The organism is Mycobacterium sp. AT1 (assembly GCF_002043095.1).
In the GTDB taxonomy this organism is placed as follows: domain Bacteria; phylum Actinomycetota; class Actinomycetes; order Mycobacteriales; family Mycobacteriaceae; genus Mycobacterium.
On the sequence record NZ_MVOC01000036.1, the window covers coordinates 50787 to 63573 of the forward strand.

A 12787-nucleotide genomic window follows, 5' to 3' on the forward strand; every position below is an offset into this window, starting at 1 on the left:
CCATGGGTTCCATGCAGGAATACGACCTCGTCGTCATCGGCTCCGGCCCCGGCGGGCAGAAGGCGGCCATCGCGGCGGCCAAGCTGGGCAAGAGCGTCGCCGTCATCGAACGCGGTCTCATGCTCGGCGGCGTGTGCGTCAACACCGGCACCATTCCGTCCAAGACGCTCCGCGAGGCCGTGGTCTACCTCACCGGGATGAGCCAACGCGAGTTGTACGGCGCCAGCTACCGCGTCAAGGAGAAGATCACGCCCGCCGACCTGCTGGCGCGGACCCAGCACGTCATCGGTCGCGAGATCGACGTCGTCCGCTCACAGTTGATGCGCAACCGGGTCGAGCTGTACGTCGGACACGCCCGCTTCGTCGACGCCCACACCGTGCAGGTCGAGGATCCCAGCCGGGCCGAGAGCGTCTCCGTGTCCGGCCGCAACATCGTCATCGCCACCGGCACCAAACCGCTACGGCCCTCAGGTGTCGAATTCGACGACTCCCGGGTGCTGGACTCAGACGGGATCCTCGATCTCAAGACCATTCCGACGTCGATGGTGGTCGTCGGCGCCGGCGTGATCGGCATCGAGTACGCGTCGATGTTCGCCGCCCTCGGCACCAAGGTCACCGTCGTCGAGAAGCGACCAACGATGCTGGACTTCTGCGACCCCGAAATCGTCGAAGCCCTGCGCTTCCACCTGCGCGACCTCGCCGTCACCTTCCGCTTCGGCGAGCAGGTCACCGGCGTGGACGTCGGCTCGACGGGCACCCTCACCACCCTGGCCAGCGGCAAGCAGATTCCTGCGGAGACCGTGATGTACTCCGCAGGCAGGCAGGGCCAGACCGAGCACCTCGATCTGGAGGCCGCCGGACTGGAGGCCGACGCCCGCGGCCGGATCTTCGTCGACGACGACTACCAGACCAAGGTCGACCACATCTACGCCGTCGGTGACGTCATCGGGTTCCCCGCGCTGGCGGCGACGTCGATGGACCAGGGCCGTTTGGCGGCCTACCACGCGTTCGGCGAGCCCTGTAAGGCCATGACGGAGCTACAGCCGATCGGCATCTACTCGATCCCCGAGGTGTCGTACGTGGGCGCCAGCGAGGTCGACCTGACCAAGGATTCGATCCCGTATGAGGTCGGGGTGTCACGCTACCGCGAGCTGGCCCGCGGCCAAATTGCCGGCGACTCCTACGGCATGCTCAAACTCCTGGTGTCCACCGAGGACTTGAAGCTCCTCGGCGTCCACATTTTTGGCACCAACGCCACCGAGATGGTGCACATCGGGCAGGCGGTGATGGGCTGCGGCGGGACGGTCGAGTATCTGGTCGACGCGGTGTTCAACTACCCGACGTTCTCGGAGGCCTACAAGGTCGCCGCACTCGACGTGATGAACAAGCTGCGCGCGTTGAGCCAGTTCAAGGCCTGATCAGCAGTCGTCTTCGAAGGCCGACGGCGCGTCGTCGGCCGGACCGCCGGCTTCGGCCCGCGCGAGCAACCGCACGATCGCGTCGCCGAAGGGGGGCGTGTAGGACACGGTCTCGTCGCAACCACCGCCGTCGAGGCCCCCGGTGATGCCGACCACCGTGGTGCCTGCCAGCCACGGCGACCCGCTGGTGCCGTCGACGAGACCGGCACACCGGATCTCCGGATACCCGCGGTCGAGACTGACACGTGCGGTGCATCCCACCGGAGGTCCCCCGACGCCCAGCCCGTAGCCCGTCACCGCGACGTCGGTTCCCGGCTGCGGCGACGACCCCACCGTCAGTCCCCCACCGACGGTGCTCTCGACCGACCCGTCGTCCTGACGACTCACCCTGGCGACGGCGAAATCCGCGAGCGGGTCCTGGTCCGCCATCCACCGAGGATCCAGGTACACCTCGTCGACGTGCCAAAACTCTTGCGGTGCAGCACTGTCGTCAAAGCCAGGCACGAACCACGCGTCGACGCCGGCGGCCAGACAGTGCGCCGCGGTCAGAATCAGGTCGGCCGTGGTCGAATGCACCACCGACGCCGAGCACGTGTGCAACGCCTGGCCGTCCAGGAAGATCGCACCGACGCGTTGGTTCGGCGCCGTGGGCTGTGCCGTGACGGTCGCCGTGACGGCGGGCGTACGCGGCGTCGCGGCCGCCGAGGAGGTCGAGGCCGTCCGTTGCGGGGCGCCGGGCTCGCCACATGCCGCCGCCAGGACCGCCACGGCGGCGAGCAGAACGAACCTGGCGTGGCGCATGATCATCCGATCTTGCCCGATGAATCCGTCGGCGGCAGTGGCTCCTGGAATGCGTTCATCGCCGGTGGGTGTTCCACGGTAAGCGTGGGGTCCCGGTCGCGGCATCCGCGAAGTGCGGGACACTAGAGGTCACTAGGAGGCGAGGCCGCATGGCTGATCACCCAGAAAACCCAGGGCAGCACTACCAACCGGAGCACACCGGGATCTACGAGCTGGAGTTCCCCGCTCCCCAGTTGTCGTCGGAGGACGGCCGCGGGCCGGTGATGATCCATGCGCTGGAGGGGTTCTCCGACGCCGGGCACGTGATCAAGATTGCGGCCGCGCATCTGAAGGACTCGCTGGACACCGAGCTGGTGGCCTCGTTCGCGATCGACGAGCTGCTGGACTACCGCTCCCGTCGACCGCTGATGACGTTCAAGACCGACCACTTCACCCACTACGACAATCCCGAGCTCAACCTCTACGCGCTGCACGACAGCGTCGGCACGCCGTTCTTGCTGCTCGCGGGTCTCGAGCCCGACCTTCGGTGGGAGCGGTTCATCACCGCGGTGCGGCTGCTGGCCGAACGGCTCGACGTGCGTCAGGTCATCGGTCTCGGCACCATTCCGATGGCGGTGCCCCACACGCGTCCGATCACGATGACCGCACACGCAGGCGACAAGGAGCTGATCGCCGAGCACCAGCCGTGGGTCGGCGAGGTCCAGGTGCCGGCCAGCGTGTCAAATCTTCTCGAGTACCGGATGACGCAACACGGTCACGATGCCGTCGGCTATACGGTGCACGTGCCCCATTACCTCGCCCAGACCGACTACCCGCCGGCGGCCGAGGCGCTGCTGGAACAGGTTGCCAAGACTGCGTCCCTGCGTCTGCCCCTCGGCCAACTCGCCGAGGCGGGCATGGAGGTCCACGCCAAGATCAACGAACAGGTCTCCTCCAGCGACGAGGTCGCTCAAGTGGTGACGGCGCTGGAGCACCAGTACGATGCTTTCGTTGCTGCCCAGGAGAACCGGTCGTTGCTGGCGCGTGACGAGGATTTGCCAAGTGGTGATGAACTCGGCGCCGAATTCGAGCGGTTCCTCGCCGAGCAGGCCGGAGACGACTCCACGGGCGGGGACGGCGACACCCGGTCTTGACAGGGCCGCCTGACCAGGGCCCCCGACGACGAAGTTGGTAATCGTGACCGAGCGAAAGCCCAACCTGCGACCCGTACGCGAGCTCACCCCGACGCTGCACTACAAGACCATCCACGGGTATCGGCGCGCGTACCGCATCGCCGGATCCGGTCCCGTGATCCTGTTGATTCACGGCATCGGCGACAACTCCACCACGTGGAGCACCGTGCAGTCGAAGCTCGCCCAGAGGTTCACCGTGATTGCACCGGACCTGTTGGGTCACGGCAAGTCCGACAAGCCGCGCGCCGACTACTCGGTCGCCGCGTATGCCAACGGCATGCGCGACCTTCTCAGCGTGCTCGACGTCGAGCGGGTCACCGTCGTGGGCCACTCGCTCGGCGGCGGCGTCGCCATGCAGTTCGCCTACCAGTTTCCGCAGTTGGTGGATCGGCTGATCCTCGTCGGCTCCGGCGGGGTCACGAAGGACGTCAACGTCGCACTCCGCATCGCGTCAATGCCGCTGGGCACCGAGGCACTGGCGCTGCTGCGGCTTCCGCTCGTCCTGCCGGCTCTGCAGGTGGTCGGGCGTCTCGGCGGTTCGCTGCTCGGTTCGACCGGCGTCGGCCGCGACATCCCGGACATGTTGCGGATTCTCGCCGACCTGCCGGAACCGACGGCATCCTCCGCATTTGCCAGAACGCTGCGCGCGGTGGTGGACTGGCGCGGGCAGGTCGTCACCATGCTCGACCGATGTTATTTGACCGAATCGGTTCCCGTGCAATTGATTTGGGGCTCACAAGATTCGGTGATCCCGGTCAGCCATGCGCACATGGCCCACACCGCCATGCCGGGTGCCCAACTCGAGATCTTCGAAGGCTCCGGACACTTCCCCTTCCACGACGATCCCGATCGCTTCGTCGAAATCGTCGAAAAGTTCATCGGCGCTACCGATCCCGCCGTTTACGACCAGGACGCGCTGCGCAACCTGTTGCGCTCCGGTGTCAGCGAAGACGGTCTCACGGGCTCCATCGACTCCCGCGTCGCGGTACTCGACGCCCTGGGGGCCGACGAACGCAGCGCCACCTGACTCACGCCACCTTCGCCGCGTAGCATCGACGGATGGCATTGGACGTTAGCGTGCTGCGGGTCTTCACCAACGCGGACGGCGAGCATGGCAATCCCCTTGGTGTCGTCGACGCCAGCCTGGTGGCACCCGCCGACCGGCAGCGGGTCGCCGCCGAATTGGGTTACAGCGAAACGATATTCGTCGCCCTTCCAGCCGCGGGCACGCAGACCACGACGGCGCACATCTTCACCCCGACGCTGGAATTGCCATTCGCCGGGCACCCGACGGTCGGCGCGTCGTGGTGGTTGAAGGATCGCGGCACTCCCGTCAACACGTTGCAGGTGCCCGCCGGCGTGGTGCGCGTCGCCTATGACCAACTGGCGGACGGGGAATTCACGGTGATCACCGCGCGCGCCGAATGGGCACCTGATTTCTCGGTCTACGACATGGACTCGGTCGACGACGTCCTGAACGCCGATCCCGACGACTATCGGGATGCGGCCGAGCACTACGTCTGGGCCTGGATCGACGAGCGAGAGGGAACGATTCGGTCGCGCATGTTCGCCAGCGACCTGGGAATTCCCGAGGACGAGGCGACCGGTGCTGGCGCCGTTCGCATCACCGACCACCTCAGCCGCGATCTCGTCATCACGCAGGGAAAGGGCTCGGAGTTGCGCACCGGGTGGAGCGCGGACGGTTGGGTGACGGTTGCGGGCCGTGTCGTCGACGACGGCGTCCGGCGGCTCGACTAACGCGTCAGGTCGACGGCACGCCGCGATGTGCGCGAAGCGCCTCGATCTCGCGTTCGAAGTCGGCTGCGGACGAGAAGGACCGGTACACCGAGGCGAAGCGCAGGTACGCGACTTCGTCGAGATCGCGTAGGGGGCCCAGGATCGCCAGGCCAACCTCGTTGCTGGGAATCTCCGGCGAGCCTGCGGCCCGCACGGCATCCTCTACTTGTTGCGCCAGCAGGTTGAGGGCGTCGTCGTCGACGTCGCGGCCCTGGCAGGCACGCCGCACGCCCTTGATGACCTTCTCGCGGCTGAACGGTTCGGTGACACCGCTGCGCTTGACGACGGCGAGCACGGCGGTCTCGACGGTGGTGAAGCGACGGCCACACTCCGGGCACGACCGGCGACGCCGAATCGCTTGGCCTTCATCGGCTTCGCGGGAGTCCACGACGCGTGAATCTGGGTTTCGACAGAACGGACAGTGCATCTCCGCTCCTTCGCCGCGCGCACCTACTAAGGACGCATACGAGCGTACCGTCGCACGGCAGCCAGTTTGACGGCGCATGCCGCGGATCACCCAACCGGCGCTATGAGCGTCTGCCCGGCGTCGACCGCGGCCGTCTTCAACTCGTTCAGGTCGCGGATCTCGTCGACGACCGATCCCACCGACGCGTCGGGTGCGATCCGCTGCGCCAACTGCTCCAGCGACTCGCCGGCCTGAACCTGCACCACGGCAAGCCGCGGCGGAACGGTCGCGGGCGACTCCGGAGCCGCCATTTCGGCGACCAACCCGAGCCACACCGTGATGCCTGCGGCGACGAGCGCAAGGACGACGGTCGTGAGCGGAGTGACCTTCTTGCGACGGTTGGAGGCCCGCGACATCAGCACCCCGGTGCCCCGATAGTTGAGTGGGGCGCCCGACGGCCGATGGGGCTGCGGGCCGCGCCGCGCCGCGGCCGCCGTTCGCCGCACCGGCCGCATGGGGCGCACGACGAGGTCGGTGGGGTCTTCTCGGGTGATGATCGTCATCTCGCGGGCCTTTCCAGTGGTGATGAATCGCTCTTGTGTTCGAATGATAATCGCTCAAGTGTTCGATGACTAGAACACGTGATCGAACTGTTGCAAACGCTAGCGGCACCCACCGACAAGTCGCCCCGGCCGCGACACGCCTCGAACACATGTTTGATTCTTCCGCGAGGGAGGACTAGATTCGGCGCCATGAGTGACAGCAACGAGACGGTTCTGACCGAACGTCAGCGCACCATCCTCGAGGTCATCCGGAGCTCGGTCATGACCCGCGGATATCCACCGAGCATCCGCGAGATCGGTGATGCCGTCGGTCTCACCTCGACGTCGTCGGTCGCCCACCAGCTCCGCACCCTCGAGCGCAAGGGCTACCTGCGTCGCGACGCCAACCGCCCGCGCGCCGTCGACGTCCGGGCGGTCGACGATCCGTCCCGGCTGCCGGCACCCGCCGTCACCACCGACGTCGCCGGGTCCGACGCACTACCCGTGCCCACCTTCGTCCCCGTGCTGGGCCGTATCGCCGCCGGCGGACCGATCCTGGCCGAGGAGGCCGTCGAAGACGTCTTCCCCCTGCCGAAGGAACTGGTCGGCGAGGGTTCCCTGTTCCTGCTCAAGGTGGTCGGCGAGTCGATGGTGGACGCGGCGATCTGCGACGGTGACTGGGTCGTCATCCGGCAGCAGAACGTCGCCGACAACGGCGACATCGTCGCCGCGATGATCGACGGTGAAGCCACGGTGAAGACCTTCAAGCGCACCGGCGGTCAGGTGTGGCTGATGCCCCACAACCCGGCATTCGACCCGATTCCCGGCAACGACGCGGCCATTCTCGGCAAGGTCGTCACCGTGATCCGCAAGATCTAGGCTCGACCGCCTAGCCCTTCGCGAAGCCGTTCGTCAACGCGAATTCCTCACTGGCGAACCAGATTTCGGGCTGGACGTCGTCATAGCCACCGCTGTCGGGTGTCCAATACAGCCCGGTCTTGGTGTCGGCCTTGATCGGATATCCGCGAGGCGCGTCCCGACCCTCACCGCTGGCAAGTCGCAGAGACGGCTCGGCCACGACCGGCTCGTCGAGGTGGATGGCCGCGTGCCGACCGCTGGGCGGTCCGCTGTCGGGTTCCGGCTCCGGTTCCGGCTCGTACAGCGCCGCGATCGCCGCCGTCTCGTCGACGACGGGCTCGGCGGTGGTGACGGGCTCAGCCGTGACGGCGGGATCCGGCTCGTCGAGGTCGGAGAACCACGGCGCGTCCGGTTCCTCGTCGGTGATGCTGACGACGGGCGTCGGCGCCGTGTCGATGGCGTCCTGATCGGCCGAGAGATCGGCTACGAAACCGTCGGACGCGTCGTCGTGGTGCGGCGCGGCGAGGTCACCATGCTCGTCGGCCGGCATCGCCCACCCGCGTTGCGGTTCGTCCGACTGGTGGTCGCGCTCGCCGAGCGCGACGGGCCCGGACTCGTCGTCGCGATAGTCGTCGTCCTCGTAGTCGTCGTCGAACTCGTCCAGCGGCGCGCGGTCGTCACGTCGGCGCCGATTCAGCAGAACCGCGGCCGTCACGACCCCGATCAGCACGAGGACGGGCACGATGCCGAGCAGCCACCACCAGCTGGGGCGGAACCACTGCGATCCCTCGTCGGAGCCCGCGGCCGTGGCGGCTGGCGCCTCCGGCGACGTGGCGCCCGGCACCTCCAGCCCCGTCAGCTGGGACTGCAGACCGGCCGGCTCGGTGGTGAACTCGTTGGTCGTCTTGTTCCACGAGATCGCACCGCCGTTGAACTTCTGGCTGACGACGTCGCCGTTCTCCGCCTGGTCGGCGGTGGGTGCACCGAGCTCGCCGGTCGCACCGCCGAGCTTCGTCCAGGCTGCGTTCATCGCCCCGCGGACGATCACGGCGCCGAAGTCTGGTGTCCAGAAGATCACCGGCTTGTCGTCGGCGGCGAAGCTGGCGATCTTGCTCATCGGCGCCAGGCCACCGTCGGTCTCGTTGCCGGTGGGGAATCCGAGATCGCCCTCGGGTCCGCCGACGCTGTCGTACTTGGCCAGCACCTGGCCGGTCAGGACGTTGGCGCCCGTCGCCGGGCTGTAGAAGATCTTGCCGCCTGCGTAGTTCTGTCCGGCGCCGTCGGATCCGATTGCGTACTGCTCCCCGTCGGGAGCACCCAACGGCCCGAGTGGACCGCCCGCGGCACGGCGTGCCCCGGCAATGGCGGTCGTCACGTCGCCGGGGATGTCGAGTCCGGCGAGCTGCTCGGCCAGCTCGGGTGGGGCGGTGGTGAAGGCGTTCGTCTTCCGGTTCCACGTCACCTGGCCGCCGGAGAACGTCTGGCTGACCTCGTCACCGCTGTACGTCTCGTCGTCGGTCGGGACGCTGAGCACGCCAGCCGAACCGCCCAGCTTGTCCCACGCGGCGTTGACGGCTCCCCGAACCACCCGGGCACCCGCGTCGGGCGTCCAGAAGATGACCGGCCGATCGGCCGCACTGAAGGTCGTGTTTCGGCTGCCGGGCGCCTTGCCGTCGCCCTCGTCGATCGTCGGAAAGCCGAGGTCGCCGTCGGCGGGACCACCCAACGCCTGATACTCGTCGAGGATTGCCCCGCTCATGGCGTGCGCACCGGTCTCTGGGGTGAAGAAGATCTTCCCGCCGGCGAAGTTCTGACCGAAGCCGGCTCCGATCGGGTAGACGCCGCCGTCCTTGATGCCAAGTGGTCCGGTGGGTCCCCCGCCCACGTCCCAGGCCTGTGTGATGGCGGCGTCGGCGTCGCCCTCCGGCGTCGCCGCCGCGAGGGGTGCGACGAGCAGGACGGCAGCGATCGCCGCGACGAAGGCGATGCCTGCGCGCCCGATCGTCTTGCCCAGCCGGGTTCCAAGCCCCGTCATTGCGTGTCCTCCCAAGCAGCTGCGCCGAACTCCCGTGAGTTCCGCGTGCGTCAACTCTGCGTCAGTTGACGTCCATCTTGAGGGATATCCAACCCGTCGGGCACTGTGTCGCGCCAACGGGCCGGTCGAAGGTGGGGTGGTGGAGCCGGCTAGACGCCCAGGCTCCTGCCGATGATTTCCTTCATGATCTCCGTCGTTCCGCCGTAGATCGTCTGGATGCGGGCGTCGAGGAAGGCCCGAGCCACGGGGTATTCGCGCATGTAGCCGTAGCCGCCGTGCAGCTGCAGACAACGGTCGTTGAGCTTCACCTGGGCCTCGGTGGCGTACCACTTCGCCATGGCGGCCTGCTCGACGGTCAGCTTCTCCTCGAGGTGCAGCTTGACGAAGTCGTCGACCATGATGCGCACCACCGTGGCCTCGGTCGCCAACTCGGCGAGCAGGAATCTGCTGTTCTGGAAGCTGCCGATGGGCTTGCCGAACGCCTTGCGGTCCTTGGTGTACTGCAGCGTCTGGTCGAGCACGGCTTCCATGCCTGCGGCGGCCATGACCGCGATGCTGATGCGCTCCTGGGGAAGGTTCTGCATCAGGTAGACGAAGCCGGACCCCTCCTCGCCGAGCAGATTCTCGGCGGGCACGTGCACGTCGGTGAAGGACAACTCCGCGGTGTCCTGCGCCTCCAGGCCGATCTTGTCGAGGTGGCGGCCGCGTTCGAATCCGGCCATGCCGCGCTCGACGACCAGCAGCGAGAAGCCGAGGGCGCCCTTCTCGGGATCGGTGCACGCGACGACGATGACGAGGTCGGCGTGAATGCCGTTGGTGATGAACGTCTTCGAGCCGTTGAGCACCCAGCTGCCGTCCTCCTGCTTGACGGCGCGGGTCTTGATGCCCTGCAGGTCGCTGCCGGTGCCGGGCTCGGTCATGGCGATGGCCGTGATGTATTCACCGGAACAGAACCCGGGCAGCCAGCGCTGCTTCTGCTCGTCGGTCGTCAGGCGTAGGAAGTAGGGCGCCATGACGTCGTTCTGGAGCGAGAATCCGAGTCCGCTGTAGCGACCCGCGGACGTTTCCTCGGTGATGACGACGTTGTAGCGGAAGTCGTCGTTGCCGCCGCCGCCGTACTCCTCGGGGACCGCCATGCCAAGGAAGCCCTGCTTGCCGGCCTCCAGCCACACCTGCCGGTCGACGATCTTGTTCTTCTCCCAGTCGTCGTGGAACGGCGCGACGTGGCGCTCCAGAAACGCGCGATAGGACTCGCGGAACAGGTCGTGCTCCGGCTCGAACAGCGTGCGGTCGTACTTGACGGCGCCCATGGATGACCTCCGGATCGGCGAAGCGGGATGTGCCTTCGACGATATACCACCCAACCGGATGGTTGACGGCCGTCGGGAGCGTGGCGCACGGTGGACCCTCGCGCGACGGCGCCGCACCTTAAGATCGGCGCAATGGCGAAGCCTTCGACGTCACTCACCCACTGGGGTGCGTTCACCGCCGACGTCCGCGACGGCGACATCGCGTCGGTTCAGCCGTTCGCCGCCGACGCGGACCCGTCACCTCTGCTCGGCAATCTCGCCGGCTCCATTCGACACCGGTCGCGGATCGAGACGCCCGCCATCCGCCGCGGTTGGCTCGAGGACGGTCCCGGCCCCACCTCCCGGCGCGGGTCCGACGAGTTCGTCGCGGTGTCCTGGGACGAACTCACCGAACGTCTCGCCGACGAACTGCGCCGCATCGTCGACGCCCACGGCAACGAGGCGATCTACGGCGGATCCTACGGATGGGCCAGCGCCGGCCGCTTCCACCATGCCCAGAGCCAGGTGCACAGATTCCTGAAACTGCTTGGCGGATACACCTTCTCGCGCCACTCCTACAGCCTGGGCGCGACGGGTGTCATCATGCCGCGCGTCGTCGGCACCCACGACGACCTCTTTCAGCGCTCCACCGCGTGGGACGTCGTCGCCGAGAACACCGAACTGATCGTGAGCTTCGGCGGCGTCGGGGTGAAGAACTCCGCCGTCAACGCCGGCGGCACCACCGAACACCCGACCCGGGCCGCATTGCAACGGCTGCGCGACCGAGGCGGACGGATCGTGTCGATCAGCCCGTTGCGCGACGACACCACCGGCGACTGCGAGTGGTTGGCACCGGTGCCGGGGACCGACGTCGCCGTCATGCTTGGCCTGGCGCACGTCCTGGCCACCACGGGGCTCGCCGACCGCGACTTCCTCGCCACCCACTGCACGGGGTACCCACGGTTCGAGCGGTACCTGCTCGGCCTGGTCGACGGCGTCGCCAAGTCACCGGAGTGGGCGGCCGAGATCAGCGGGCTTCCCGCCGAGAGCCTGGTCGCGCTGGCCCGCCGGATGGCCGACGCACGCACGATGGTGATGGTGAGCTGGTCGCTGCAGCGGGTCCGCTACGGCGAACAAGCCCCCTGGATGGGGCTGACGCTCGCGGCGATGCTTGGCCAAATCGGGATTCCGGGAGGCGGTTTCGGCCACGGCTACGGCTCGCAGAACGAAGTCGGCATGGCACCGATCCGGTGCCGATTGCCGACGTTCCCGCAGGGGCACAATCCCGTTACGACCTTCATTCCGGTGGCCGCCGTCAGCGACATGTTGCTTCACCCCGGCGAGCAGTTCGACTACAACGGCCGCACGCTCACCTACCCGGACGTCAAGTGCGTGTACTGGGCAGGCGGCAACCCGTTCCACCATCACCAGAACCTCCCCCGGCTGCGGCGGGCGCTCGGGCGCGTCGACACCGTGGTCGTGCACGACCCGTACTGGACGGCCATGGCCAAGCATGCCGACGTCGTCGTACCGTCCACCACACCCTTCGAACGCGACGACTACTCGGGTTCGCGCAACGATCCGCGGTTGGTGGCGATGCCCGCCCTTGCCGAGCCGTACGCGCAGTCACGCGACGACTACGAGACGTTCGCGGCGATGGCCCGGCGACTCGGCTTCGGCGACCAGTTCACCGAGGGCCGCACCGCCGGCGAGTGGCTGGTGCACTTGTACGAAAAGTGGTCGGCCGAGGTCGATTTCGAGGTGCCGACCTTCGACGAGTTCTGGGCTGCGGGGCACCTCGTGCTGCCCACCGACGCCGGAATCTCGCTGCTCGCCGACTTCCGGGCCGATCCGGTCGCCCACCGCCTCGCAACCCCCAGTGGGCGCATCGAGATCTTCTCCGACGACATCGACGGGTTCGGCTACGACGACTGCGCGGGCCATCCCACGTGGTACGAGCCGCAGGAGTGGTTGAGCGGTCCCCGCGCGGCGGCGTATCCGCTGCATCTGCTGGCCAATCAACCTGCGACGCGGTTGCACGGGCAACTCGACGGCGGCAAGACCAGCCTGGACTCGAAGATTCAGGGGCGCGAACCGATTCGCATGCATCCCGACGACGCCAGGAGTCGCGGCGTGGCCGCCGGCGAGGTGGTGCGGGTGTTCAACGACCGCGGATCGTGCCTGGCCGGCGTCGTCGTCGACGACGGGCTGCGGCACGGAGTCGTCCAGTTGTCGACCGGGGCCTGGTATGACCCAGAGGATCCGGCGGACCCGGACGCGATGTGCGTGCACGGCAATCCGAACGTCCTCACCGCGGACGTCGGAACGTCGTCGTTGGCCAAGGGCTGCACCGGCGCTCACGTGCTGGTGGAGGTCGAGAAGTTCGACCGGCCGTTGCCGCCGGTGCGGGCACACGAGCCGCCGACGATCGTCGGGCGACCGAATGGCCGCCCGACGGTCGAAAGCTAA

Annotated in this window: 11 protein-coding genes; 6 read left to right on the forward strand and 5 right to left on the reverse strand. The window is 67.6% G+C overall.

Going from position 1 to position 12787, the window contains the following annotated elements; translation table 11 throughout:
• Positions 1–11: 11 nt before the first annotated feature.
• Complete coding sequence (sthA, locus tag B1790_RS17180) at positions 12–1418, forward strand: Si-specific NAD(P)(+) transhydrogenase (protein WP_198952032.1); 1407 nt, start codon at positions 12–14, stop codon at positions 1416–1418.
• Here the strand turns inward: sthA and B1790_RS17185 are convergent, their stop codons facing one another.
• The gene (locus tag B1790_RS17185; RefSeq protein ID WP_233165163.1) at positions 1419–2324 is read right to left on the reverse strand and encodes a serine protease; all 906 of its coding nucleotides are present in this window, start codon (positions 2322–2324) and stop codon (positions 1419–1421) included. It lies immediately after the preceding gene.
• A 44-nt stretch (positions 2325–2368) separates the two neighbouring features.
• Here B1790_RS17185 and B1790_RS17190 point away from each other — a divergent pair, with 44 nt between their 5' ends.
• From B1790_RS17190 to B1790_RS17200, 3 genes are read left to right on the forward strand one after another with little or no spacing between them, the layout of a single operon-like run.
• Positions 2369–3352: a proteasome assembly chaperone family protein gene (locus B1790_RS17190; protein WP_079924478.1), complete on the forward strand. Its 984-nt coding sequence runs from the start codon at positions 2369–2371 to the stop codon at positions 3350–3352.
• A gap of 43 nt (positions 3353–3395) precedes the next feature.
• Entirely contained in the window at positions 3396–4418 is a 1023-nt protein-coding gene (locus tag B1790_RS17195; RefSeq protein ID WP_079924479.1) for an alpha/beta fold hydrolase, read from the forward strand.
• 32 nt (positions 4419–4450) lie between these two features.
• Positions 4451–5149 carry a PhzF family phenazine biosynthesis protein gene (locus B1790_RS17200; protein WP_079924480.1) on the forward strand — a complete coding sequence of 233 codons (699 nt, stop codon included), beginning with the start codon at positions 4451–4453 and terminating at the stop codon, positions 5147–5149.
• Between the two features lie 4 nt (positions 5150–5153).
• Here the strand turns inward: B1790_RS17200 and nrdR are convergent, their stop codons facing one another.
• Both nrdR and B1790_RS17210 read right to left on the reverse strand, forming a co-directional pair.
• Positions 5154–5615: a transcriptional regulator NrdR gene (nrdR, locus tag B1790_RS17205; protein ID WP_079924481.1), complete on the reverse strand. Its 462-nt coding sequence runs from the start codon at positions 5613–5615 to the stop codon at positions 5154–5156.
• Positions 5616–5701: 86 nt separating this feature from the next.
• Entirely contained in the window at positions 5702–6157 is a 456-nt protein-coding gene (locus B1790_RS17210) for a LysM peptidoglycan-binding domain-containing protein (protein ID WP_079924482.1), read from the reverse strand.
• Positions 6158–6346: 189 nt separating this feature from the next.
• Here B1790_RS17210 and lexA point away from each other — a divergent pair, with 189 nt between their 5' ends.
• Positions 6347–7015: a transcriptional repressor LexA gene (gene lexA, locus B1790_RS17215; protein ID WP_079924483.1), complete on the forward strand. Its 669-nt coding sequence runs from the start codon at positions 6347–6349 to the stop codon at positions 7013–7015.
• A 10-nt stretch (positions 7016–7025) separates the two neighbouring features.
• Here the strand turns inward: lexA and B1790_RS17220 are convergent, their stop codons facing one another.
• Positions 7026–9029 carry an LGFP repeat-containing protein gene (locus B1790_RS17220; RefSeq protein WP_079924484.1) on the reverse strand — a complete coding sequence of 668 codons (2004 nt, stop codon included), beginning with the start codon at positions 9027–9029 and terminating at the stop codon, positions 7026–7028.
• A 149-nt stretch (positions 9030–9178) separates the two neighbouring features.
• A complete protein-coding gene (locus tag B1790_RS17225) occupies positions 9179–10339 on the reverse strand; it encodes an acyl-CoA dehydrogenase family protein (protein WP_079924485.1) in 1161 nt (386 codons plus the stop codon).
• A 132-nt stretch (positions 10340–10471) separates the two neighbouring features.
• On the opposite strand from B1790_RS17225, the gene B1790_RS17230 reads away from it, so the two are divergent.
• The gene (locus B1790_RS17230) at positions 10472–12787 is read left to right on the forward strand and encodes a molybdopterin guanine dinucleotide-containing S/N-oxide reductase (RefSeq protein ID WP_079924486.1); all 2316 of its coding nucleotides are present in this window, start codon (positions 10472–10474) and stop codon (positions 12785–12787) included.